Origin of the sequence: Stenotrophomonas bentonitica (assembly GCF_013185915.1) — a bacterium.
Taxonomy (GTDB): Bacteria; Pseudomonadota; Gammaproteobacteria; order Xanthomonadales; family Xanthomonadaceae; genus Stenotrophomonas; species Stenotrophomonas bentonitica.
The window spans coordinates 217732-242925 of sequence record NZ_JAAZUH010000001.1 but is presented as its reverse complement, the minus strand read 5'-3'; the positions used below and the strand labels follow the sequence as shown (position 1 = coordinate 242925).

Below are 25194 nucleotides of genomic sequence, written 5' to 3'. Positions count from 1 at the left end.
TGCCATGAATCCCCCGATTCACCAGCCGCCACAACCGCGCCCGTCGGTTGCAGCCTTACCGCGCAACCACTGTTTACAGGTAGATCACGTTCAGCGTGATGTTGCCGGTGATATCCACTTCACCAGTCAGGCGCATCACGTCGGTGGGCTGGATCCGGACCCCGACCACCAGGTTGCCGGTCAATGCGCTGATCGGCGCCGGTCCAGTCGTCACACCCTGTTCCGTGGTGAAGCCGCGCAGGGAATCCGGAATGAGCGGGGTCAGTGGGGTCGCGGTGGACGCATCCCAAGTGGTCCCGCTGTCCACCGACTGGGTGCCGTAAGCTGCAGCGTCGTCCGCCTTCGGCTCTTCGACACTCAGCGCGGCACCCCCAATGCGTTCCGATTCCGGGGTCATCCCCAGGCCATACATCTGGGTGTACACCGAGCTCTCCTGCCGGTTGTCGATGCCTTCCAGCGCAAAGCGCATGGCAGAATCGCAGGCAACCGCCAGGGTCATCGTCCGTGGCTCCAGGTCTGTCGGAACATCGGTATTAAGATTGGCGGTATTGAGCGTGCCAAGTTCGATAGTGCCGTTGCCGCCCAGCTGGATGTCGCACGATCCTGGGTGGATGATGCCGGTGACGGACACGTCGGTCGACTGCGCGAAGGCGGCCGGAGCTGCGACTACAACTGCAAGCGAAAGCAAGGTCGTGGCGAACTTCATGACGGCATCCTCTTCCGGTAGATGTACTTACAGGTAGATCAGGTCGACGGTGGCACTGCCATGGATGGGCACGTTGTCGTCGATGGTCAGTGCATTCGTAGGCTGGACGTAGGTACGGACTTCCAGGTCCACCTGCAGCGACGCGATCGGATCTGGTCCGGTCACCACGCCTGGGGCGGTGGAGAATCCGTTGATCGACACCTTCCCGAGCCAGGTGGAGCCCTCGTTCCCGCTGGGCTCCCATTGCTGCCCCCCGTCTTCCGAGCGCGTGTAGTGGACGGGCGACCCATCCGAGCTGGGATCTTTGAAACTGATGACCGCACCACCGATCTTCTCGGCATCCGGCGACAGTCCCAGCCCATAGCGCGTTGCGACCGAGGCGCTGTCACCGGTGTTGTCAATGCCCATGAAGGCAAACCGCACCGGCACCAGGCATGTCACGGTCATCGCGACCCTCACCGACCCCAGCGATGTCTCTTCCGTCGGGTCAAGCTTCTCCGCGAGCGTAGTGCCAAGATCGACCACCCCACCGCCTGCCAGCACAGTAGTACAGGCACCGGGAAGCAGGTTACCGACGATCGTCAGCTCTGCAGATTGCGCAAGGACAGGCGTCGCCGCCGCGTACAGTCCGAGCGTCATCAGGGCCGTCGTGAACTTCATCATCGCAACCTCCGCAGAGACAGGCGTGCCGGGCTTGCTGCTACAGGTACATCACATTGATGGTGGCATTGCCCCGGATTGGCACTTCGCCGGTGAGGGTCATGCCGGAGGTCGGGGCGATGTAGGCTTTGACCTCAATCGTGCCCGTCATGGACTTGACGGCATCCGGCCCGGTGGTAACCCCCTGGGTGGTCGCGAAGCCGATCATCCCGTCACGCGGGATGGGGGCCGGACCGGGGACAACGCTGTCGGACCAGGTTTCGCCCTGGTTGTATGAAGTGGTGGCAAAGCCGCTCGCATCGTCGACAGTGACGGCCGTGAATCCAATGGTCGCACTGCCGATCTTCTCGTCGTCGGCAGTACGGCCGAGCCCGTAACGGTTGGTGACGAACGAAGTATCGCCGGTATTGTCGACGCCCTGCATCGCAAATCGCACCGCAGAATCGCAGGTAACGGTCATGGTCAGGTCTTTCGAGCCGATCATGGTGCTGGTGTCTTCCTCAAGCGAACTGGAGCGGATGTCGCCGAAGTTGGCGACGCCTTCGTTGCTCAACGCAACGTTGCATGCGCCCGGAAGAATCTTGCCGACGATGGTCAGCTCGGTCGACTGGGCAAGGGCATTCGGCGCGAAGGCAGCCGAGCACGTGATGGCCAGGGCCAGCAGCGGGGTGGTGAACTTCATGGGATAGTCCTCGTGACGGATTTGGCGAACGATGTGGTTGGTCAATGGCACGTTGATGCGCGATAGACCGTATTGATCGCCGCAAAGAGTACGGGTCGATTGCGCCACACCACATGCAAGGTGTTTCAAAACGGGATGCAATGTGTTGTATTCGCGCAGCGAGTGGTGCAGCCCTCGGGCGTCCTGCCGCTACTTTTCGCCAGTCACCTTTTCCGCTGTTATCGGCGCCTCGAAATGATCGGTCTGGTACCCGTATACAGTCGCTGGATGGATGCGGACCTCGGTGTCATGCGCCGCACGGGCCGGCCGCTTCATCGTAAGGCGCGCACCAGGCAGTACGTACGAACGGGACAGTCCCATCACTGTTTTGGAGGGCAGCGATTCAAACTCCTGTGACAGACGTACTACGTACGGACTGTCGTTCTTCACCGTCAGTTCGCCGTTGTGCTCGACCCATTGGAGACGCTTCCACGGTTCCCGCTCCAACGGCAGCTTCGAAGGATGAATGATCAGCGGCAGGTTCTGGCGCACGCTCACCCCCACCTCGTTGCGCTTCGTTGTACGCGAAGGCGTACCCTTGGCACCCTCGAACACCACCCTGCGCAGCCGTTGCTTCGTCTCATCCTGGACCTGTTCCACCGCGGTGAAGGTCACCTGCTGCGTCCCGTCGGGCTTCACGCTCGACGTGCCCGACGCCGGAGAGACTCTTACGATATCTGCCGTATCCTCGTCGATGGGCAGGATGTCGACCAGCAGCAGGTCCTCTGTCCCGCCCGTATTCGTGACCGTCATTTTGGTGGGGTGCTTCGGGTCGGTCGACACGATCACGATCGACTTGTCCGGTTTCATTCCGTCGGCGCAGGCGGTCTGCGCGCTGCCCAACACCACCAGGCCCGCGACAAGGGCGGGAACAGCAAAGCGTGCGATAGCCATGGGACCAGCTCCTCAAGGGTGTCCTGGCTGCGTACTACCCGCGCTAAGAGATGGAGCAATGCGCAGCCAATGAATCCCCCGATTCACAAGCCCCCGGACTGGTGCCGGGACGATGCTGTTGCCTTGCTGGCGCATTCATGCGCCTGCGGCCGTGAAGTGGCGGTGAAGAAAAGTCGCCGGCGCCCCGCGATGTGCGATGCGCCGGCGGCGGTGGAGCACTTACAGGTAGGTCAGGTTGATCGTGGCACTGCCGTTGATCAGCACGTCTTCGTCAATGGTCAGCGAATCGGTCGGCTCGATCTGCGCGATCACCTTCAGGCTGCCCTGCAGGTTCTTGATCGCGGCCGGGCCGGTATCGACCGACTCTTCCTTGGCAAAGCCAAGCATGTCAGGCATCGCCAGGGTGAAGTGGCCACCGCTGTGGCTCTCGTTCCAGGTCAGCCCTTCGTCATGGGAGAAGGTGCCATGCGCCGGCACGCCGTCCGCGGTGACGTCGGCGACCAGGATGTTGGCGTTGCCGATCTTCTCGTCCTGGGCGGTCATGCCCAGGCCGTAGCGGTCCGACTGGGTCGAGCTCTCGGCGGTGTTGTCCACGCCTTGGAGGGCGAAGCGCACTTCCGACTCGCAGTCAACGTTCATCGGCAGCGTTACCGGAGCAAGCAGCGTGGCGGCGTCCGCGTTAAGCGTTTCGGCGCGGATGTCGCCCAGATCGGCGATACCTCCGCCGACGCTCACCGTGCAGGCGCCGGGGAAAATGTTGCCCGTGATGGACAGGTCCGCCGACTGCGCAAAGGCGGTCGGGGCGATGGCGGTCGACGACGCGATGGCCAGGGCAATCAACGTGTTGGAGAACTTCATGGAACAAGCCTCGTGATAGGGGGGGCTCCGACGCACGGTGGAGACCGTGCGCCGGAGCGAACGACGTACTTACAGGTAGGTCAGGTTGATGGTGGCGTTGCCGTTGATCGCCACGTCTTCAGTGACGGTCAGGCCGCTGGTCGGGGCAATGGTCGGCTGGACCTGCAGGGTGGCCTGCATGTCCTTGATTGCGGACGGACCCGTGCCGACACGCTCGGTGTTGAAGCCGATCAGGCTGCCCTTCGGAACGTGAATCCCGGTCGGGATCAGGATGATCTGCCAGGTTTCGCCGTTGTCGCCGGAGATCATTGCGTGGCTGCTCGCACCGTCGATGATGACGTCTGCCATGCCCAAGCGGGCACTGCCGATCTTCTCATCCGCAGCGGTAACGCCGAGGCCATACTCATTGGCATTGGTCGAGCTGTCACCTGCGTTGTCGACGCCGCTGAAGGCGAAGCGGACGGCCGATTCACAGGCCACGGTCATGTTCATGTCGATCTGGTCCAGCTTGGTGGCGCTGTCAGTCTGGAGCGAATCCAGGCGGATGTTGCCCAGGTCGGCGACACCGCCGCCGTCGAGATCGACAACACAGGCACCCGGGAAGATGCGACCGTTGATGGACAGGTCAGCCGACTGCGCGAAGGCAGACGGGGCGATGGCGGCCGAAGAAGCGATGGCCAGGGCAAGCAGCGTGGTGGAGAACTTCATTTGGGTATTCCTTGTGGGTTAGTGGGCAAAACAATCGGATTGGTCAATCGCGAGCGAGTGCTTGATTGACCCTTGTGGAACGCCGCAAAGATTACGGGCCGATTGCGCCAGCTCGAATGCAACTTTGTTCAAAACGGGGTGCAATAATTTGTATTTGAGCTGGAAGCGACACAGCATCAAAAGGCCGGCGCATTGCGCGTAACCGGCTGTTTTCCAGCGTCGAATGACAAAAGTCGGCGCGCGTGAGTACAACGCTTCGCGGTATTACGCCGCGCCTGACGGAGACAGTGTGCTATGTGACTACCACGAGCGGGACGTTCCGCTGGGGGTGGCGCAGCACCACTACGGCCTGCTGGTAGACACGTTCGATGTGCTCGCGGGTCAACACCTGGTCGGGCGTGCCGTCTGCGGCCACCCTGCCCTGTTCGAGCAGCACGATCCGGTCGGCGTAGCCAGCCGCAAGATTGAGGTCGTGCAGGACAACGATCACGCAGGCGCCGTCGTCGGCCAGTGCGCGCACCGCTTTCAGCGTGCGCTCCTGATGGCGCAGGTCGAGCGCGGCGGTGGGTTCGTCCAGCAGCAGCAACGGTGTGCCCTGGGTCAGCACCCGGGCGAAGGTTGCGCGTGCCGCCTCCCCGCCGGACAACGTCTGCACTTCGCGCCCACGCAGGCCCACCATCTCCGCCTGGCCCAGTGCCTGCTCCACCAGCGCCCCATCGCGCATCGCATCGGCGGGGTGTGGCAGCCGTCCCATCGCCACCACCTCTTCCACCGTGAACGCGAAGCGCACCGCGTGATCCTGCGGCATCACCGCGCGTTCGCGCGCGAGCGCCATCGCTTTCCAGTGCGCGATGGGCTGGTCGTGCAGGATTACCTTCCCGGCGTCGGCCGGTACATCGCCGCTGGCCACCGCCAGCAGCGTGGACTTGCCTGCACCGTTCGGGCCGACCAGCGCGGTCACCGTGCCGGGCACGAAACCCAGGTGGATGTCGTGCAGGATGCTGCGCTCCCCGTAGCGCACCCCTACCCCGTCCAGCTGCAGGAACGGCGTGCTCATACGGTTCCGCTCCGGCGCTGGTGCAGCACCAGCCACAGGAAGAACGGCGCCCCCAGCGCCGCCGAGAACAGGCCGAGCGGAATCTCAGCCGGCGGGTCGAGTGTGCGTGCGGCGGTGTCGGCCACCACGATCAGCAGCGCGCCGGTTACTGCCGAGACCGGCAGCAGCCAGCGGTGCCCCGGGCCGACCAGCATGCGTACCACGTGTGGCACGACCAGCCCGACGAATCCGATGGACCCCGCAAACGCCACCGCCGCCCCCACCAGCAGCGCGCTGAACGCGATGAGCTTCAGGCGGGTGCGCTTCACATCCAGCCCGAGGTGCTGCGCCTGGCGCTCCCCCAGCGCCAGCATGTCCAGCGGCGTGGCCAGCCGCAGCAGCGCGACCGTGCCCAGCACGAACACCGGCAGCGCGGCCGCCACGTCCGCCCAGTCCGCCTGCGCCAGCGAGCCCATCTGCCAGAACACCAGCGACTGCAGCTCGCTCTCGCTGGCAATGTAGGTCAGGAACCCGATCGCCGCCGAACAGAACGCGGCCATCGCAATGCCCACCAGCAGCAGCGTGGCAGTGCCGGTGTTGCGCCCCGGCCGGGCCAGCGCATAGGTCAGGCTGATGGCTGCCGCGCCGCCGGCGAATGCGGCCAGCGGCAACGTCCAGCCGCCCACGCTGCCCGCGCCCAGCACGATGGCGGCCACCGCGCCGAGTGCCGCCCCCTGCGTCACCCCCACGATGCCCGGGTCAGCCAGCGGGTTGCCGAACAACCCCTGCAGGCTGGCTCCCGCCATGGCCAACGACGCCCCCACCAGCGCCCCCAGCAGTGCACGCGGAATGCGCAGGTTCCAGACCACCGCCATGTCGCGCGTGCTGACCTGCGAGGGGTCGAGCAGCCCCAGTTTCACCGCGACCGCCTGCACGACTTCCAGCGGCGGCAGGCGCAAGGGCCCGACCGCGAACGAGGCCAGGATCGCGCCCAACAACGCGAACGCCATCACGGCCAGCACCCAGCCGCCCGCGCGGCGACGCGTTCTGCGCTGCATCACTGCCCCCAACTCACGGCGACGGCAGCGCCGCCAGCGCCTTTGCCAGTGCCAGCGCACCGCTGCCCGAGCCGACGCTGGCCGCCTTGAGCTGCACGTCCGGCATCACCCAGACCCGGTTGGCCGCGCCGGCCGGGGTCTGCTTCAGGGTGGGATACGCCTTCCAGAGTCCCGCCTCGCCGCCAAACAGCTGCAGGTCGTTCTCGGTGACCAGGATCACGTCCGGGGCGGCGGCTACAACTCCTTCGTTGCTCAGTGCGGAATAGTTGGCCACGCCCGCTTCGGTACCGATGTTGATGCCACCGGCCAACCCGATCAGCTTGCCCGACGCACTGTCCGCCCCTGCCACGGTCGGCGCGCCCCCGGCGCCGGTGGCCGAGAGGTGAATCACCCGCGGATGGACCTTGCTCGCCGCTGCGATCGCGGCCGCTTCATCCAGTTGCGCCTGTACCTGCGCTGCCAGCTGCGTGCCCGCCTCGGCCACACCGAGCGCGGCCGCCACCTTGCGCACCTTGTCCGGCGCCGACTGCAGGTCGTCGATCACCACCGCCGCTTCACCAGCGCCGCGCAGCTTCTTCGCCAGCTCGGTGTGGCGGCGCAGGCTGTTGCCGAGGAACAGCGTGCCCTCCAGGCTCAGCACCCCTTCCACGCCGGTGGTGCGGTTGAACAGGAACTGCTTCGGCGCGCTGCGGCCGGCTTCCGTGGCCGAACGCAGCGGCGCGGCATACACCTGTGCGCCCATGCCGAGCGCTTCGATCACTGCGATGACATCGTCACCGCCTGCGACGATCCGCGAGGTGTCCTTCACCGTCACCTGTTCGCCGTCGTCGGAGGTGACGATCGCCGGCAGTACGGCCGCCAGCTCGCTGCTGGTCGGGACGTCAGTGCCGGCCACGCGCAGCCAGCCCTGCGGCAAGGTTGTACTGGCTGCCGCATCGGCCGTCGCATTGGCCTTGTCGGGCGCGCCAGCCGCCGCAGGTTCGGCTGGCTTGCCACCACACGCCACCAATGCGGCCGTCATGGCCAGCACCAGCACGCTTCGCCGCAGGGACAGGAAATTCAACATGTATCGCTCCAATCAGGCGCGCGCAGGACCGCAGCCCTGCACGCGGGTCATCAACGCTTGGCCGGGGTGATGCGGGTGATGCGGTCGCCCTTGGGATCTTCGGCACCGCGCGACTTGTTGACCGCGAACACGTTGCCCTTGCCGTCCTCGCGCACGTGGTTGGGGAAGGTGCCGCCATCCAGATTGCCGACCACCTTACCGTCGCCGTTTACCACGGTCACCGTACCGGCGCCGCGATTGGTCACGTAGGCCAGGCCGGAAACGGGCTCGAACGCCACGTTCAGCGCACCGGCGCCCACCGGCACGTCGTGCAGCACCTTGCCGCTGGCCACGTCCACGATCAGCAGGTTGTCGGTGCCCTGCGAGGCCACGTACAGGCGGTTCTGCTTCGCGTCGAAGGCCACGCCCGAGGCGCTGATCGCGTTGCCCAGGTCGATCACCTTGTCGACCTTGCCGCTGGCCACATCGATCACCGCCGCTTCCGGCGTACCGATGCTCACGGTGAACAGCTTGCCGCTGGCTTCATCCAGCACCAGGCTCATCGGCACGAATTTCTCATCATCCACGCCCGAGGCCAGAGTGATCGGTTCGAGCGGCTTCAGGGTCTTCGCGTCGAACACCGACAAATGATCCTCACCGGCCGCCGAGGCGAACACCTTGCCGCGCTTGGCATCCACCACCACGTCCCGCGCATGCGGCACCGCGCCGACCGGGAACTGGTGCACCAGCGACAGGTCCGACTGGCGGTACACCGCCACCGTGTCCTGGCGGGTGTTGCTCACCCACACGTTGCCGTTGGCATCATCCACGCCCACGCCATACACGGCGAACACGCTGCCGCCCTTGGCGTCGGGCACCTGCGCCGGGGTGATCGCCTTGACCACCTTCAGGGTCTTCGGGTCCACCTTCAGCAGCTGCGACTGGGTGACCGGCGGGCGGCCCACCGCTGAGGTCACGAACAGGGCATTGCTACCGGCGCTGTAAGCGCTCTGGTACAGACCCTGGACCAGCTTGCCCGAGGTCTGCTGGAACGCCTGCTGCCCGCTCAGCGGCAGATGCGGCGAAACCCGCAGCGCCACCACCGCCGCAGCGGCCGGGTTGCTGGCACGCACCACCAGCGGCTGCTGGCCCGGCACCGCATCGGCCGGCACCTGCACGCTGGCCTTGAAGTTGCCCTGCGCGTCGACCACGTACGGCGTGTCGTTGAGCACGGTGGCACCGCGCAACAGCGTCACCTGCTGGCCCGGCACGAACGCACGGCCGGTGACCTCAGCGGTGCTGCCCGGCACCACGTTTTCATTGCGGGCACTGACCTGGCCACGGAAACCATTGGCCGGCGCGTCGAACACCGGCTCGGCCGACACCGCGCCGGTGACCAGCGACAACGCCAGGGCCAGGCCGGCGACACGTGGCAGGGAAACGAAACGGGACATAGCAGACTCCTTCTGTAGGGGCGCGCCAGCGGCGCGTGTCACAAGGGTTGCCTTGGCGTTGCCGCCTGGGTAAGGGAAAGAAATGTCACTCGGCGGCGGCATCGGCAGCGCCTGCCGGTGCAGGGTCACTGCGATCTGCGGCGCCATACAGCGCTGCCAGCGTCGCCTTCAGCGAGGCCGGCAGCATCGGCCCATGGCCAAGCCCGGGGAACTCGCGGTAGGTGACCTGCACGCCCGGCACCTTGGCCAGGCGGTCGCTCAGCGCGTGCGCGGCATCCGGGGTGGCCCCGGCAATACGGCGCAGATGGGCCACCACGCGTGGATTGTTCATGTCGCGCACGCCGCGGTTGCCGGTGCGCTCGTCGCCGCCCAGCATCAGCCAAACATTGGCCGGTTCGGGCTTGGCAAAGAACGCCTGCTCCATCGCGCCCTGCGGCGCGCCCTGGCTCCACCACAGCGACGGGCTGGCGCTCACGTAATTCTGGAAGGCGGTCGGCTGCGTATACAGCGTGCTGAGCACGAACAGCCCGCCCAGCGAATGGCCCCAGAGCGATTGTTGCGCGGTGTCCACGCGCGCGCGGCGTTCCACCTCGGGCTTGATCTTCTGCTGGATCACTTCAAGGAACGCCTTCGCGCCACCGCCACTGGACTGCAGGGTGCCGTTCTCATCGTCGGCGGTGTCCACCCACGCGGTGTAGTCCAGCGTGCGTGCGGCCGAGTCGATGCGCAGGTCGTTGTCGTAACCGATGAACACCAGTACCGGCGCGGCATGTGCGGCGAGGTCGCTCAACAGCGCCTGGTCGAAAACCATGGCGGCGGCATTGCCGTCCAACATGTACAGCACCGGCGACGGCGCTGTGGCCGCTTTGGTCGGCACGCCAAGATTGACCCGCCACTTCCGCGCGGGCTCGCCGCTTTCGACGACGAAACGTTCGAAACGGTAGCTCTGCGCGGGCTGGTCCAGAACGGTCTCGCCCACCTTCTGCAGCGGGTTGCGCTGCTGGGCTGCAACCGGTGCGGCCGCCACCATGCCCAGCACTGCTACCGCGCCCACGTTGCGCAACCAGGGAGAAAAAGAAGAGATCAGGCTGGAAAGCACGGCAGGCACGACTCAGGGCAAGGCGATCGCCCCAGTGTACCGCAAATGCGAATGGGTATCACTTGCTAAATCCGGCCCCTCAAACAAAAAGTCCGGCCCTAGGGCCGGACTTCGGGTTATTCCGTTGGGGCAGGACCTTATTCTTCTTCGTCCTGGCCGCCCTGCTGGTTGCGCTCGCGCTTCTGGTCCTGCTGTTGCTGCTGCTGGCCCTGGCGCTGCGGATCCTTCTGGTTCTGCTGGTTCTGCTGACCCTGCTGGTTCTGCTGGCCCTGCTGCGGATTCTGCTGGTTACCCATGTCGTGTCTCCGAGTGCCCGACATCGAAGTGAGGCCGGTGACCCCACCGTAGGGATTTCCGCGTTACCACGACGTGCGCGAAAGCCCTCTGGCCGTAGACGTATCGCGCATCTCGGTAAACAGTTCAGCGCAGCCGTCGGCACCGTCACGCTGTTGTCGCATGCGCATGACGCGGTGCTGCTACGGGCTTGCGTCGAAGATCACCGTGACGTCACCGCGATAGTGGCTGCCGGCATGATCCAGCATGCTGCGCACCGCATCGCCGTTCACCGCAAAGCGCAGGTTCGACGGCCGCCGGACGATGAAGACATCGGCCGCCAACACCGGCGGCACCATCGTCGTGGTCAGTGGCATGCCCACCACATCCACGCCCGTAGTCGAATCGTGGAATCCAGGCAGCGTCAGCTGGATCTCCAGCGGCACTTCCTCTGCAGCCTCGGTCACGTTTCGAATGGCACACCGCCCATCGCTTAACGGATGCTGGCACTGCAGCGACACCTCGAACTGCCCAGAGCTGCTGAGGCTGAAGGGCACCTCGCGCTCCAGCGATTTCGGCGCGATGCCATGATCGCTCCACTGCGTCCAGCCACCCTTGGGCGCCAGCACCGCGCGCTCGCTGCCCGGCGGAAGATCCAGCTGGAACGCATGTTCGACGGTCAGTTCGAAGTGGACATTGACGATGTTGTCCTCCAGCACCACCCCATTGCCAAGGTCGAAGTCCGCGCCCTCGCCAGTGCCGCCGATTCGATAAGTGGTCACGCCCCGATACACCCCACTCCGCATACCCAGCGGCTGCGGCGTGGTGAGCTTGTAAGTGAAATCGAACTCGCTCATCCGGTAGTTGTTGGTGGCCAGCCAGTGCAATGCGCAGGCAATCGCACCCTCGCCCCCATCCCGGCGCAGGAACATCCGCATGGCACTGTGGTTGCCGGCTTGGTTGTTGGTCAGGCCCAACGAGCAGTTGTTCGGGCCACCCGTGGACGCCGGCTGGGCCGGTCCATCGCCCTCCCGATCCCACAGCCGCATCGCCGCGCCGATGATGTTGAAGCCCAGCTCGAATGTGTGGGCGCCGTCATCTGAGGTAACTGCCACCGTCCGGGAAGTTGGCATGCCGATGTAGAAGCCGTTCGGACCATAGTTGGCTTCCTTGATGCCGTCCTTGGTGCCACGGATCTTGGTATCGATGCTCCACCAATTGTTGCGGATGCAGCTCTGCAGGTGGGTATCGGCACATACGCCCGACCATGGCGTGGTGTTGGTGAAGGCACGTTTGTCCGGGTCATTGATATCCGGCTTGAACTCGGCGCTGATGTAGATGTCGGCCGCATGGGCAGCGGCAGCCGTGAAAAGCAGGAGAACCAGCGGTAGCGCTGCCGCGCGCCACCGGCTGGGCTGCGGGGTCGCAAGGGTTACAGTAGAAATGGCACTTACTCCTTCAAGAGGTACGATAACTACATGTCGCCCCGTCGCCGGGACGGGTGTTACGGCGCTGCGTCGAAGATCACGGTTACATCCCCCCGGTAGTGACTGCCCGGGTTGTCCAGCATTTCGCTCACCGCCTCACCGTGAACGCCAAAGTGCAGCTTTGATGGGCGGCGAATGATGAACGTATCGGCGGTGAACACCGGGGGCACCATCGTGGTGGTCAGCGACATGTCCACAGCATCAAGGCCAGATGCCGCATCACGGAATCCAGGCATGGTCAGGCGAATATCCAGCGGGACTTCGTGCGCCGTGTCCGTCATGTTCCTTATGGCGCATCGCCCGTCAGCCGTCGGATGCTGACACTGCAGCGACACTTCGAACTGCCCAGAGCTGCTTACGCTGAAAGGCACTTCGCGTTCCAGTGACTTCGGCACGATTCCGTAATCACTCCACTGCGTCCACCCGCCTCGGGGCATCAGCACTGCGCGATCGCTGCCCGGGGGAAGGTCGAGCTGGAATGCATGCTGCACGGTGAGCGAGAAATGCACATTGATGATGTTGTCCTCGAGCGTGACGCCATTACCCAGATCGAAGTCAGCACCCTCACCTGTCCCGCCGATTCGGTATGTGGTCGTTCCCGTGTAGATCCCACTGGGCATTCCAAGCGGGGCAGGCGTAATCAGCTTGTAGGTGAAGTCAAACTCCTGCATTGCGTAGTTGTTTGTCTGCATGTACTGCAGCGCGCACTCGGCAACCCCTTCCCCGCCGTCCCGACGCAAGAACATCCTCATGACACTGTAGTTGCCTGCACCAGCGTTCTTCAAACCCAAGTCGCAGTTGCGGGGTGCAACCGGCCCAGGCTCGGGCGGCCCATCCTGCTCCAGGTCGGTCAGGCGCATTGCTGCGCCAATGATGTTCAATCTTAGGTCAAAGGTGTGCGCGCCATCGTCGGAAGTAACCTGCACCACCCTTGGTGCCGGCATGCCAATAAAGAAGCCGTTTCGACCATAGTTGGCTTGGGCGATAGCGTCTTTGGTGCCGCGGATCTTGGTATCGATGCTCCACCATTCATTGTTGATGCAGCTCTGCAGGTGCCCGCTGTTACACACCCCCGACCACGGCGTGGTGTTGGTGAACTCACGCTTGTCCGGATCGCTGATGTCAGGCTTGAACTCAGCGCTGATATGGATGTCGGCGCCGTGCGCACTACCCACGCCCGCGATCAACGCAAATGCGCACAAGCCCTGCCGCAAGCGACGCTGCAGACAGGTCGAGAAGAAATCGCGGATCATGGCATTGCTCCAGCAGCCGACGCCGTCGTTTCAGACTGCGCCGTGGTCAGGCTGGACGACGGGCACTGCAGCACGCCTGCCATCCAGGTATCGCCCTCAGGGCGGGTGGTGGTGCCGTCGAGCTGGAAGCTGCAACCGGTCACGGTGGGATGGCGCACTTCCATGCTCGGCGCGCGGGCGCTCATTTCCAGCGCGAAGAAGCCGTCGGCTTCCGCCACGCTGCGTCCGGCATGGTTGATCACATGGGCCCCAGCCAGCGGCTTGCCGTTAGCGTCCTTCAGGTGGCCCATCACGGTGAACGTATTGAGCACCTCGACCTTGCCGTAGGACACCCCACCCTTGTTGAGGTGGTAGTCCAGGCTGGCCGGCTGGATGGTCGCCGCCGGTGCGGCACGTCCGTGGAAGTCGATCTGCAGCGAACCGGTTCGGTAGGCAGTGACCGGAAGGAAGTTGCGGCCCGGGTGAAGGGTATAGGACCCGCCCCGGCTGTTGTGCGCACGCAGCTCCACGTCCGGCAGCTCGGAACTCACGTCCACGATCATGCCGGTGCTGGTGCTGCCAACCTGAGCCGCACCGGCAATCGCGAGCTTGCCACCGCCGATGGCCATGGTGCTTTCCAGGTTCACGCCGCCACTCAGCTGGCCGCCCAGCGAAGAACGCTGGGCGTGTACGTCGCCGCGGAGTGCAGGATGCTCGAACAGCGCGGTGCCGCTCAGGCCCAGGCCGTCGCTGTCGGCGGTAGCCTGGCCGCCCACGCTGCGCAGCAGGCCTTCCTCGAAGCTCTGCTGGGCGCCGGCGCTGGCATACAGGCTGCGCCCGCCATCGGTGGCGGTGCGACTACCCAGGCTGCCGGTGTAACGGCGGCCGTCGTCGCCAAGCGCGATGTTGAGCGTGAAGTCCACGCCGCGATTGCGGCGCATGCCACTGCTGCTGTTGGCCGGACGGTCGAACACCGAGGCGCGCCAGGTGGCGTCGCTGCCGAACAGGGTCTGGCGACGGCTGAACGACAGGTCCACGCCGACGCCGTCGCTGACGCCACGGTTATGCGACACGCGCGCGGCCACATGGCTGCTGTCGCCCAGGCGGTGATTCACGCTCAGCGCGCTGGTCTGCAGCCAGCCGGAGCGGGTTTCCGTCAGCTCGGTATCGGGCGGGTACGGTGCGTAGCCCTCGTCCCACGGGCGACGGCGCTCCTGCCAGGTCCGGTTATGCGAGACGATCACGGTGCCATGGCGATAGCGCCACAGCCCCTGCAGGTCGACGCCGCGCCCCTGGTCGCTGGTGTAGGCATTGGTGAACAGGTTCGCGCTGTCGCTGATCTGCCAGTCCACCGAACCGGCGAACGCATTCGCGCCGTCCAGGTGCTGCGCGGACAGCCCGACCACCGCACGCGGGTGGGCCAGGTAGTTGATGATGCCGCCCGCCGCAAACGCGCCCGCGTTCGGGTCGTCAATGCTGTCCAGCAGGGTGTGCTGCACGCCGGCGAAGGCGCTGTAGCGCCAACGGCGGCTGGGGTCGCGCCAGTTGCCGGGCTTGTGGATCACGGTGGTTTCGCGCGAGCTCTCGCGGCCATCTTCAATGACCCGCAATTCCACTTCGTAGATGCCACCGGGGAGGCGCCGCGTGTCCAGCTCCTGCAGGCCCGGCTGCAGCGGCTGGGTCAGGATCAGGCTGCCGTCGCGGAACACCTCCACGGTGCCCTCGCGGTTGGCGGTCACGTACACCGGGTACAGGCTGGGTGCGCGTGCGTCGATGGCCAGGCTGTCAGAGGATCCCGCCATCACGCCCACGGTGGTGTGGTTGACCGAGCCGGCTGCGCGCGGCTGCCGGGTGACGCCCTGGAAGTTGGGCAGGAAGTAACCTGCACGCAGGAAGTTGTCGCGGAACTCGCGCTGGGCGTACAGGCTCTGGACCGAGTGGCGCAGTTGTCCGTCCAGATCACCGCTCCGGTCGACCTGGTAATTGCCGGCCAGGGTCCACTGCCCCAGGCTGCCCTGCAGGTCCAGCGCATAGCGGCCGGACGCATCCATGCCCTCGCCTGCATAGGCGTTGAGCTGGTGGCGCAGGATCAGGCCGCGACTGCCGCCTTCGGGCAGCGCATGGTGGCGCACGTCGTTCGCGGCGCGGCCGCCGCTTTCGGTGGCAATGGACAGCAGCGAACTTTCAAGGCTGTAATGCAGGCGGTCCAGGCCGGCGTCGCAGAACTGGGCGCACGCGCCGAGCGGACGCGGCGTGGCCAGCACCTGCAGCCAGCGGGCACGCTCGGTGGCCGGCTCGGTACTGTCGTCGCTGTCGGTGAACTCCAGCAGCGACAAGGTATTTTCGCGGGTCAGCAGCGCCCGGGCGTCGCCCAGGAACTGGCCATCGCGTTCCACGCGTACCACCAGGGGCACGTCGAAGAAGTGGTCGCGGAAGTCGTCGGGCAGGCCCCCTGCCTGGTCGAGCAGGGTCAGGCTCTCCAGAGCGGCAGGCGCAGCGGATGCTGCAGCACTGCTGCAGTAGAGCATCACGGCGGTGGCGATCGGAAGCAGGCGCGACATGGACATTCCTCAGGAAAAAGAGGGGCGCGGGAGCGCCCCTCGGGTAACAACAGAAACGCTTACGGGGTGCCGCTTTCGAACATCATGAAAACGTTGCCCTGGTAGGTGCCGTGCACGTAGCCGTCGCCGGTCGCCGGAGCGGCGGTGATGGCAACCTGCGCACGCTTGCTGGCAGCGGCTTCGGTCGAGGTGGCCACTTCAACGGCGTTGCCGGCACCGACCTGCAGTTCCTGGCCGGCGACATTGACCGCAAGGTCGATGGCGTTGCCGGCGCTGGTCAGCATGGCTTCGGTGGTCAGGTAGGCGTTGATGGCACCCAGGCCGCTCTTCATGTCGACCTGCTGCTGGATCGGGGCCAGGCTCTGGGTCGCGATGTTCCAGCGCATCTGCTGGGTCTGGCCGGCCCAGTCGCCAACCGGCGAGATCTGCAGGCCGTTGGCCGACGGAACGGTGGCTTCAACAGTCACCTGGATCGGGAACTGTTCGGTGGCGGCCATGGCAGCGGCCGGGGTCAGGATCAGGGCAGCCGCGGCGGCCAGGATGGTGGTCTTGAGGTTCATTGCTTTACATCTCCAAAGGGAAGGTGTCGCCTGGAGTCCGGCGACGGGACGGCGGTTCCGGGCGGAACCTAGGGGCTGAGCAGGACATCCTTGCGGGTGTCCCCCTCAACGATCTGGAAGCGGTGCACGTGCTCGGCACTGCGGGTGAAGCGCTCGGTGCGCTCCGGGAGCAGGTGGATCTTGCGAGTGGGCGAGCACTTGGCGGTCTTGTCGGCCGCGCTGCACTGGCGCACGTCGTCCAGCAGCACCGTGGTGTTGCCGGCATTGCGCAGCTGCACGTGTTCGCCGGTGGTTTCGGTCTGCACGTCGTAGCGGGCCTGGTCCGGGTGCACGATCACGAACACGCCGTAGCCGGTCAGCACGTTCACGCCGGCCGAGAGCTCCTTGCGGTAGTCGTCGCGCTGCGCGTCGGTGAGGGCGAACTCGTCTTCGGACTGCGGCAGCACCGGTACGAAGCGCACGCGGTAGTAGCGCTCGGTGCTGCGGTCACCCTGCACCAGCAGGCGGGTGGCCTGCTGGCCCTGCGCCGGCACGATCATCCGCGACGGGCTGGCGACCAGCCCGGCCTGGGCGCCGGCTGCTGTGTCGACCGGGATCTCCTGGTGGCTGCCGTCCACGGCGTAGCGCACTTCGCTGATCTGCACGCGCACGAAGGCGGTGGCATCGCCGGTGTTGCGCACACGCTTCAGCAGCGCGCCCTTGCCCGGCTCGGCGTACTCGTACATCGCGCCCACATGGATGTTGGGTGCGGCGGCCTGGGCCGAATGAGGCGATGCCGACATCGCCACGGTCATTGCTACCGCCAGCGCGGTCATCAGACGCTTCATCGAAGATGCTCCTGTGATTAACGGGGTGAATGCGAAGGCCGGTTGTCATAACTGCCTTCAATCGAGTGCGCAGCGTAGGCGTCAGCCGCCTGTCGCCCCATGCAACTTTTTTCAAGTAGCACTGCAACAAGTTGCAAACGTCGATGGTTTTTGGTTTTTCCGAAGCCCGGATGCACATCCGCGATGAACAGGTGCGCAGCGTAAAATTCTGCTGCGGTGCGGCACATTCAATTTTCATCAATGCGCCACTGCAATTTGTTGTATACGCGCGCAAACGAAAACGCCCCGCAGATGCGGGGCGTTTTGTTTCTCTCTTATTAGTAGGGTGTGAAGGGCGTTACTGCTTCGCCGCCTGCTGCCACTGCGCAACCTTCTCACGCGTCTGCGCCAGCAGCGCATCCAGCGCCTTGCGGTCGTAGACGTGGCCACGCACCACCACCGTATTGATGGCACGGGTGGCCTGGATGTCCTGCAGCGGGTTGGCGTCCAGCAGTACCAGATCCGCCGCCTTGCCCTGCGCGATGCCACCGTAACGGTCCAGCGTGCCGAACCAGGACGGACCGGCGCGGGTCGCCGAGGACAGCGCCTGCGCCGGGGTCAGGCCTTCCTTGACGAACAGGCTGAGCTCGTCGTGCAGGCCGATGCCCGGGTAGTTGAACGAATTGAGGAAGCCCGCATCGGTACCCGCCATCACGGTCACGCCCGCTTCCTGCAGCATCGGCAGCACCGCCGCGACCTGGTGGTACTGCTGGTGGCGCTGCGCGATCTGTTCCGGGCTGGCCTTGGCCGCACGCTCCACGCGCCACTGGTAGGTGGCCTGCAGCTTGGGACCGATGTAGGCGAGGTACGGGTCGTTGGCGTGGTTGTCCTGGTCCAGGAAGTCCAGGATGCGCCCGCCATTGAGGGTCGGGGTGACATACACGCCCTTGGCCACGAATCCGCGATACGCGGCCATTGCGGTGTCATGGTCGAAGCCGGCATCCAGGCGGCGGTTGGCTTCGGCGCGGTCGATCCGTTTGGCGGCGAAGTCGGCAGCGATGGCCGCTTCATCCTTGACCCCCGCCTTGTACGCGTAGTCCAGGTGCTCGATGGAACTGATGCCCGCGTCCACCGCCTGCTGCACGGTCAGCGCCATCGGGATGTGGCCCGAGGCACGCAGCCCATTGGCGCGCGCACCGCGTACCGCCTCCAGGAACAGCGGCGGAGTCAGGGTGCTGTCAGTGATCTTCACGAAGTCGACCCGGTCGCGCTTGAGCTTGACGAAGGCCGCATCCAGGTCGGCCTGGCTGCCCACTTCAATGGTGCCCTTCCAGACCGGCTTGATGCCTTCGATCTTGGCGCCGGAGCTGAACAGCTGCGGGCCTTCCAGGCTGCCGTCTGCAATCTGCCCACGCCACTGCAGCACCTGCTCCGGCAGGTCGCCGGAGCAGTCGCGGATGGTGGTGATGCCATGCGCGATGTACAGCGGCAGCAGCGCCTTGTTCTCTTCGATCAGTTCGGGACCGCCACCGAAGTGCACGTGCATGTCCCACAAGCCGGGAATCAGGTAGCGGCCCTTGCCGTCGATCTTCCGCGCTGCGGTCCACGCCTTGGCGATGGCGCGGTCGTCGCCGACCGCCACGATATCGTCGCCACGCACCACCACCGCCTGGTCGGCCACGGTGGTGGCGTGTTCTATATCGACCACGGTGGCATGGCGGATGATCAGGTCGGCCCGTTCGGCCGCCAAGGCGGAAGGGGCAAGCGCAAGCAGCAGCGGGAATGCAGGCAGCACGATGGAATTCATGTGAGGACGCAGTAGCGGAAGGACCACCGCACCATACGGCGCGGCGGCCCCCATTCACCAGTTAAATTTCAGCATGCCGCACATTCGATATCCGAATGCCGCTCAGACCTCGCCCTGCATCGCCGGTCGCGTCTGCACCGTGGCCAGCCACGCCGCCACCGTCGGGTACGCCACCACGCTGGCACCCACATACGTGCCATAACCCACCACCTGCGCCACCACCAGGTCCACCAGCGAGTAGGCATCGCCCACCATCCAGGCCTGGGTGGAGAGGCGATCTTCCAGCAGTGCCAGCAGCTGCTGCGCCGCCTCGCCCGCCGCAGCGGCCTGGGTGGCGTCGCGCAGCGGACCGTCGCCGCTGGCCAGGAACATCCGGTTGATGACCGCCGCAAAGGTCACATAGGCCCAGGCGCACCACGACAGCGCCTGCAGGCGCTCCGGGGTGTCGGCCGCCGGCCACAGCCCACGCGCCACGCCGAAGCGGTCGCCCAGCCACAGGTGGATGGCCAGCCCTTCGAAGATCGGCGTGCCGTCCACCACCAGGCACGGCACCTTGCCGTTGGGGTTGATCGCCAGGTACTCCGGGGTGCGCTGCTCACCGTTGCGGATGTCGATCCGCACCCGGTCGTGGGCCACGCCCAGTTCGGCCAGCGCGCACGCCACCGGGGTGGCGCTGGACATCGGGTGCCAATAGAAGACGAGGGACATGCAGTACTCCTTGTAGGTGTCAGGGGAGAAAGGTGCGTTGCCGGGGGGCCTTGCACCGTGGACACAGGCTAGCCACCATTGCGGACAGATCCTGTCCTCGACAGGCGCGACCCTGCCGCCATGCTTACGACCTCTGCCCGTCTGTTGCGCCTGCTGGCGCTGCTGCAATCCCGGCCGCACTGGCCCGGCAACACGCTGGCCACCGACATCGGCGTGCACCCGCGCACGCTGCGGCGCGATATCGAACGCCTGCGCGAACTGGGCTACCCGATCCAGGCCAGCAGCGGCGTCGCCGGCGGCTACGCGTTTCGCGCCGGGCGCGCGTTGCCGCCGTTGCTCCTCGACGATGAGGAGGCATTGGCTGCTGCGCTCGCCCTGCGCATGGCGGTGAGCGGCACCATCAGCGGCATCGAACAAACCGCGATCACCGCGCTGGTGAAGATGGAACAGGTGATGCCGGCGCGCCTGCGCCGCCGCCTGGATGCGCTGCGCACTGCGATCCTGCCGATCGACCAGAGCGGGCCGCTGGTGGACGCGCGCCTGCTGGCGACGCTGGCTGGCGCCTGCCGCGATCAACTGCAGCTGCGCTTCGACTACGCCGACCGCCAGGGCCAGCCCAGCCACCGCCAGGTGGAACCGCAGGGCGTGGTGCACGCCGAGCGGCGCTGGTACCTGGTGGCGTGGGATACCACGCGGAACGACTGGCGCACCTTCCGCATCGACCGCATGACCAGTACGCCCGACGTAGGCGTGCACTTCCGCCCACGTCCCTCCCCGGCCAACGGCGACCTGCGCGCCTTTGTCAGCCAGTCGTTGACGATGGGCCCGCACGGCGACGAAGCACGGGTGATCCTGCACGCGCCCATCGAGACCGTGCGCGAACGCATGCCCGGGTCGGCCGGCGTGCTCGAAGCACTGGATGCGCAGCGCTGCCTGCTACGCTGCGGTGCGCACCCGCAGGGCGCGGTGGTGTACTGGTTGCTCGCACTGGAACTGGAGTTCGAGGTGCTGGGCCCACCCGCCCTGCACGTGATGATGCGCGACGCCGGCGCACGGGTGGCGCGCAGCCTGGCCCGCGCCAGCGCGGTAGTTGCAGAGTGACTATGCTGCACCCTCTGCATTCGTTTTCTGGATAGCACCATGCCCGCCAATGCCACGTCGCATCGCACCCTGTTCGAGCTCGACCTGCTGCGCGCGATGGTCATGGTCGCCGACTGTGGCAGCTTCACCACCGCCGCCGCACGCCTGCATTCCACCCAGTCCACGGTCAGCCAGAAGATCCGACGCCTGGAACAGCTGGCCGGCCACCCGCTGCTGGTGCGCGGCAACCGCGACGTACACCCCACCGATGCCGGCCATTCGTTGCTGGGCATCGCCCGCCAGATGCTGGCGCTGAACGACCAGATGGGCGAAGCCTTGGCCGGCGCCACGGTGGCGGTAACGGTGCGACTGGGCGTGCCGGAGGACTTCGTCAACCCGCGCACCACCGCCCTGCTCGGTCGCTTCACCCGCCGCCACCCGCAGGTGAAGCTGGAAGTCACCAGCGGGCTCAGTCGCGACCTTGCTGCGGCGTACGACCACGGCGAACTGGACCTGGTGCTGGTCAAGCAGCGCCGCAACAGCCGCCAGGCCATGGCGTGCTGGGCCGAACCGATGCGCTGGGTGGACAGTGCGCGCAGCCCCTGCATCACCCTCGATCCGATTCCGCTGGTGACCTTTCCACCGCGCGGGCTGTACCGCGACGAGCTGATCGCGGCGGTGGAAGGCCTGGGCCGGCGCTGGCGGATCGGCTTCACCAGTTCCAGCCTCGGTGGCATCCAGGGTGCGGTGGCCGACGGCATGGGCATCAGCCTGCTGCCGGCGCGCGCAGTGACCCGTGAGCATCGCGTGCTCACTGCGAAGCAGGGACTGACACCGATCGACAGCATCGAGATCGCGATGCTGCACCGCCCCACCGCCGATGCGCTGGTGGTGGAACTGGCGTCACAGTTCGCGCGCCTGCTCGACCGCGAGCGCCGCTGATCACATTTCGCTGCAGGATTCGGAATGGTGCGTTCGGATGCGCGCAGAAAGTGACGCAGCTCTCGTACCGGGCATAGGAGTAGTCCTAATCTGACATCAGAGTATCTACCCAGCACGGTGAAGCAGTAAGAATGGCGCAAATCCCACGATTGCGTGCCTCCATTGTCTCGACGCTATCCCGGCCCCGTGTACGGACCCCTGCTACCCAGCGTGGTGAACATCGCCCTGCTCGATGATCACGACGTGGTACGCCAAGGCAGTTACGTCCATCTCTCCCAGGACCCGCGCTTCCACGTGGTCGGCAACCATGCGGGCACGCGTGCCCTGGTCACCACGCTGCTGCATCATCTGGTCGACGTGGCGATAGTCGATTACACGCTGGCCGAAGGCGACCTGCAGGGCATGGAACTGCTGCGCATGCTGCGGCGCCGCTTTCCCCGGGTGCGGGTGCTGATGTTCTCGGCCAACGTGCATCACGTGATGATCTCCAACACGCTGGCGGCCGGTGCGGCGGGCGTGATCTCCAAGGGCGAAACGCTGGATGAGCTGGCCCGGGCGATCCTCCGGGTGGCCGCCGGCCATGACCATGTGCCGGTCAACTACCGCGACGAGCACGCCGAGCACCGGCTCTCCCAGGCGGAGCGCGAAGTGCTGCAGCTGTGCCTGAGCGGCATGACCGTCACCGACATCGCGCAGCAGCGCCACCGCAGCATCAAGACCATCAGCACCCAGAAGCATGCGGCCTTCCGCAAACTCGGCCTGCGCACCGACCGCGACCTGTTCACCCTGCGCCACCAGCTGGCGGTGTGGTGAGCGCCAACCGCATGGCCGCCGGCACCCTGGCCGGGGTGCTGGCCGTTGCCCTGTTGCCGGTGGCCTTCGCGCAGCCGGAACCGCGCCTGGTGCGGGTGGCCACCGACCCCACCCAGCACCGGCTGCTGGCCGCCGACAACCGCGCCATGCGCGACGCCAACCTGATCAGTGGCTACGCGCAACTGGTCTCGGAGCAGACCGGCATGCGCTTCCAGGAGCAGCCGGTGGAGTCGACCACCGCCGCATTGCAGGCGATCTGCGATGGACGTGCCGACCTGATGCTGCTGCTGGGCCCGCTGGACAATGCACCCTGCACGGCGCTGGCCGCATCGCCCGCGTACTACCGGGGCCAGACCCTGCTCGCCAGCCGCCACATCCACGCGCAACCACCCGAGTTCGCGCACCTGCGCCGGGTGGCGGTGATACGGGGCAGCCGTCTCTCCGAATGGCTGGCCGCCTACCACCCGCACCTGCAGGTGGTCGGCCTGCCCACCCTGCGCGAAACGCTGGCCGCCGTGGAAGCCGGCGTGGTGGATGTGGCGATGGAGCTGGACGTGGCGATGCGTCCGGCGGTGCGCCGCGAGTTCGGCGACAGCCTGCTGCTGCATGGGGGTCCGTCCAGCCTGCCGGGCACCCTGCACCTGGTGGTGCGGCATCGCGACCGCCCGATGCTCGACCAGATCCACCAGGCGATGCGCTCCATCAGCCCGCATGAGCATGCCCTGCTGATGCAGCGCTGGACCAAGGCGACCTACCTGAGCGGGCCGTCGCTGCAGGTGATGTCCCGGCACTTCCAGTGGGAGCTGCTGGCGATGGGCCTGACCGTGGTGCTGCTGCTGGGCGGCGGCGGGTGGATGTACCGGGCGCGGCAATCGGCACGACGCAGCGAGCGCCAGCAGGCGCGCTTCCTCGCCACCATGAGCCATGAGGTGCGCAATGCCGCGCAGGCCCTGGTGACCTCGGTCGACCTGCTGCACCAGTCGGCGCTGGACCACGGCCAACGCCAGCTGGTCAACGCCGCGCGCTCGGCCGGGGTCAGCCTGCGCCACCTGCTGGGCCATGCACTGGACTACGAGCGCGTGGCCAGTGGCGAGTACCTGCCCATCCCCGGCTGGCAGGACCTGCGCCAGCTGGCCCGCGAGTGCATGGCCGTGGCTCGCCCGGCGGCCGACGCCAAGGCGCTCACTCTGGTGCTGCTGCAGCACACCGAGCCGCTGCCGCGCATCTGGATCGATGGCGATGCGCTGCGCCAGGTGCTCAGCAACCTGCTCGGCAATGCGGTGAAGTTCACCGAGGTGGGTGAAGTGGAAGTCACCCTGGCGCTGCAGGCGCGCGACGACAGCGTGCAGCTGACCCTGGCGGTGCGCGACACTGGCATCGGCATTCCGGCCAACCAGCACGAGGCCGTGTTCAAGCCGTTTTCGCAGGCGCATGCCCGCCACTCACGCGAACTGGGCGGCGCCGGTCTCGGGCTGTCGATCTGCCGGGACCTGGTGCGCGGCATGGGCGGCCAGCTGCGGCTGTACAGCGCGCCGGGCGAAGGCAGCTGCTTCGAGGTGCGGTTGCCGGCGGTGGTCGAAGGCGGCGGCCAGGGCACGAGCGCGCAGCCGCTGGCCGGGCGCACCCTGTTGCTGGTCGAGGACCACGCGCTCAACCGCACCGTGGTAGCCCGCCAGCTCGAAGTGCTGGGCGCCTCGGTGATCGCCTGCGGCGACGGCGCCAGCGCGCTGCGCAGCCAGGCCACCGAACCGTGCGGGATCGTGCTGCTGGACTGCGTGCTGGACGACATGAGTGGCTACGAGCTGGCGGCGCAGCTGCGCGACCTTGAACGCTGCCATGCGCGCATCCCGGCGGTGCTGGTGGCGGTCTCGGCCAACGACTCGGCCGGGCACGAGGAGCGCTGCCGCAGCTGTGGCATGGACGCGGTGCTGTGCAAACCGCTGGAGGTGGCCCGATTGTTGGAGGTGCTGCAGCTGGGCGATGCGCAGGCGGTGGGCGACCTGCACACGACCACGACGCTGCCTACCGAGTCCTTCTGGGACAGGTTCCTGCAGTCGCTGCAGGACGAGCTGATGGGCCTGAACGATGCCCTGCGCCAGCAGGCCGACAAGCGCTTTCGCCACCACGCGCACCGCCTGTCCGGGGTGCTGCGCATGCTCGGGCAGTCGGCTCTGGCGTCCATTGCCGACGACCTGCACGAACTGGACCTGGACGATGCCACCGGCTGGGTCGACGCCGAGCGGCTGCTGGGCTACCTGCGCCCGGCCGTGGCCGAACTGGTGCGTGCCGCGCTTACTTCAACTGCAGCGGATAGCGCTGCCACAGCACGTGCACCAGGAACCCCGTGAGTTCGGCGTCCTTGGCGGTGATCGAGGCACGGATCTTGTCCAGCAGCACCATGTCGCTGCAGGTGCGCACATCGGCGTGGTCGGCCTGCCCGGCCCGGCGCGCACGGTAGCGCGCCGCACGCTGCGCATCGGTCATCGCGTAGCCGAACGTGGGCGGACGCCCGCGCTTGCGCGGCAGCATCAGTTCCAGGGTGCCGGGATCTTCTTCATCACGCATGACAGGGGCGGTGGCGGCACGAACGGGGGCGAAACAATATCGTGATAAAGCACGGAAATCCAGCAAAAACCGCCGAATTTGAACATCACGTGCCTCCGCCGGTAGAGCCAGGCCCTGCCTG

The 25194-nt window shown here is 66.3% G+C and carries 24 protein-coding genes; 4 read left to right on the top strand and 20 right to left on the bottom strand.

The window, feature by feature from the left end:
• Positions 1-73: 73 nt before the first annotated feature.
• From HGB51_RS01070 to HGB51_RS00980, 19 genes are all read right to left on the bottom strand, one after another.
• The gene (locus tag HGB51_RS01070) at positions 74-706 is read right to left on the bottom strand and encodes a DUF1120 domain-containing protein (RefSeq protein ID WP_070207971.1); all 633 of its coding nucleotides are present in this window, start codon (positions 704-706) and stop codon (positions 74-76) included.
• A 27-nt stretch (positions 707-733) separates the two neighbouring features.
• Entirely contained in the window at positions 734-1369 is a 636-nt protein-coding gene (locus tag HGB51_RS01065) for a DUF1120 domain-containing protein (protein WP_070207972.1), read from the bottom strand.
• Between the two features lie 37 nt (positions 1370-1406).
• On the bottom strand, positions 1407-2048 hold the full coding sequence (locus HGB51_RS01060) for a DUF1120 domain-containing protein (protein WP_070207973.1): 642 nt from the start codon (positions 2046-2048) through the stop codon (positions 1407-1409).
• 189 nt (positions 2049-2237) lie between these two features.
• Positions 2238-2981, bottom strand: a complete 744-nt coding sequence (locus HGB51_RS01055; protein ID WP_070207974.1) for a fimbria/pilus chaperone family protein — start codon at positions 2979-2981, stop codon at positions 2238-2240.
• A gap of 219 nt (positions 2982-3200) precedes the next feature.
• Positions 3201-3839, bottom strand: a complete 639-nt coding sequence (locus HGB51_RS01050) for a DUF1120 domain-containing protein (RefSeq protein WP_070207975.1) — start codon at positions 3837-3839, stop codon at positions 3201-3203.
• Between the two features lie 69 nt (positions 3840-3908).
• A complete protein-coding gene (locus tag HGB51_RS01045; protein ID WP_070207976.1) occupies positions 3909-4547 on the bottom strand; it encodes a DUF1120 domain-containing protein in 639 nt (212 codons plus the stop codon).
• 292 nt (positions 4548-4839) lie between these two features.
• On the bottom strand, positions 4840-5604 hold the full coding sequence (locus HGB51_RS01040; RefSeq protein ID WP_070207977.1) for a heme ABC transporter ATP-binding protein: 765 nt from the start codon (positions 5602-5604) through the stop codon (positions 4840-4842).
• Positions 5601-6641 carry a FecCD family ABC transporter permease gene (locus HGB51_RS01035; protein WP_070207978.1) on the bottom strand — a complete coding sequence of 347 codons (1041 nt, stop codon included), beginning with the start codon at positions 6639-6641 and terminating at the stop codon, positions 5601-5603. Before HGB51_RS01035 ends, HGB51_RS01040 begins: the two co-directional genes overlap by 4 nt.
• 13 nt (positions 6642-6654) lie before the next feature.
• Positions 6655-7704 carry a heme/hemin ABC transporter substrate-binding protein gene (locus HGB51_RS01030; RefSeq protein ID WP_070207998.1) on the bottom strand — a complete coding sequence of 350 codons (1050 nt, stop codon included), beginning with the start codon at positions 7702-7704 and terminating at the stop codon, positions 6655-6657.
• Positions 7705-7757: 53 nt separating this feature from the next.
• Positions 7758-9140: a YncE family protein gene (locus tag HGB51_RS01025; RefSeq protein WP_070207999.1), complete on the bottom strand. Its 1383-nt coding sequence runs from the start codon at positions 9138-9140 to the stop codon at positions 7758-7760.
• An 85-nt stretch (positions 9141-9225) separates the two neighbouring features.
• Positions 9226-10170, bottom strand: a complete 945-nt coding sequence (locus HGB51_RS01020; protein WP_084738962.1) for an alpha/beta hydrolase — start codon at positions 10168-10170, stop codon at positions 9226-9228.
• Between the two features lie 206 nt (positions 10171-10376).
• Entirely contained in the window at positions 10377-10535 is a 159-nt protein-coding gene (locus HGB51_RS01015) for a hypothetical protein (RefSeq protein ID WP_171966705.1), read from the bottom strand.
• Between the two features lie 180 nt (positions 10536-10715).
• Positions 10716-11489 (bottom strand): hypothetical protein, encoded by a 774-nt coding sequence (locus HGB51_RS01010; RefSeq protein WP_141739136.1) that lies wholly within the window; start codon positions 11487-11489, stop codon positions 10716-10718.
• A gap of 527 nt (positions 11490-12016) precedes the next feature.
• Positions 12017-13252: a hypothetical protein gene (locus tag HGB51_RS01005; protein WP_070207980.1), complete on the bottom strand. Its 1236-nt coding sequence runs from the start codon at positions 13250-13252 to the stop codon at positions 12017-12019.
• Positions 13249-15792, bottom strand: a complete 2544-nt coding sequence (locus HGB51_RS01000) for a TcfC E-set like domain-containing protein (protein ID WP_070207981.1) — start codon at positions 15790-15792, stop codon at positions 13249-13251. Before HGB51_RS01000 ends, HGB51_RS01005 begins: the two co-directional genes overlap by 4 nt.
• Before the next feature lie 59 nt (positions 15793-15851).
• Positions 15852-16352 (bottom strand): CS1 type fimbrial major subunit, encoded by a 501-nt coding sequence (locus HGB51_RS00995; RefSeq protein WP_070207982.1) that lies wholly within the window; start codon positions 16350-16352, stop codon positions 15852-15854.
• A 68-nt stretch (positions 16353-16420) separates the two neighbouring features.
• Complete coding sequence (locus HGB51_RS00990; RefSeq protein WP_216666701.1) at positions 16421-17179, bottom strand: CS1 fimbrial subunit B flags: Precursor; 759 nt, start codon at positions 17177-17179, stop codon at positions 16421-16423.
• A 337-nt stretch (positions 17180-17516) separates the two neighbouring features.
• Positions 17517-18965, bottom strand: a complete 1449-nt coding sequence (locus HGB51_RS00985) for an amidohydrolase family protein (protein WP_070207983.1) — start codon at positions 18963-18965, stop codon at positions 17517-17519.
• 102 nt (positions 18966-19067) lie between these two features.
• Positions 19068-19673, bottom strand: a complete 606-nt coding sequence (locus tag HGB51_RS00980) for a glutathione S-transferase family protein (protein ID WP_070207984.1) — start codon at positions 19671-19673, stop codon at positions 19068-19070.
• Between the two features lie 120 nt (positions 19674-19793).
• Between HGB51_RS00980 and HGB51_RS00975 the strand changes: the two genes are divergently transcribed.
• The 4 genes from HGB51_RS00975 to HGB51_RS00960 all read left to right on the top strand — a co-directional run bounded on the left by HGB51_RS00975 (position 19794) and on the right by HGB51_RS00960 (position 24856).
• On the top strand, positions 19794-20774 hold the full coding sequence (locus HGB51_RS00975) for a helix-turn-helix transcriptional regulator (protein WP_070207985.1): 981 nt from the start codon (positions 19794-19796) through the stop codon (positions 20772-20774).
• Between the two features lie 39 nt (positions 20775-20813).
• On the top strand, positions 20814-21695 hold the full coding sequence (locus HGB51_RS00970) for a LysR substrate-binding domain-containing protein (protein WP_070207986.1): 882 nt from the start codon (positions 20814-20816) through the stop codon (positions 21693-21695).
• A 186-nt stretch (positions 21696-21881) separates the two neighbouring features.
• The gene (locus tag HGB51_RS00965) at positions 21882-22508 is read left to right on the top strand and encodes a response regulator (protein ID WP_070207987.1); all 627 of its coding nucleotides are present in this window, start codon (positions 21882-21884) and stop codon (positions 22506-22508) included.
• A complete protein-coding gene (locus HGB51_RS00960; protein ID WP_141739137.1) occupies positions 22505-24856 on the top strand; it encodes an ATP-binding protein in 2352 nt (783 codons plus the stop codon). Before HGB51_RS00965 ends, HGB51_RS00960 begins: the two co-directional genes overlap by 4 nt.
• On the opposite strand, the gene HGB51_RS00955 is transcribed toward HGB51_RS00960, so the two are convergent.
• Positions 24801-25073 carry a hypothetical protein gene (locus HGB51_RS00955; protein ID WP_070207989.1) on the bottom strand — a complete coding sequence of 91 codons (273 nt, stop codon included), beginning with the start codon at positions 25071-25073 and terminating at the stop codon, positions 24801-24803. The two genes, HGB51_RS00960 and HGB51_RS00955, sit on opposite strands and share 56 nt — an antisense overlap.
• Between the last annotated feature and the right edge of the window lie 121 nt (positions 25074-25194).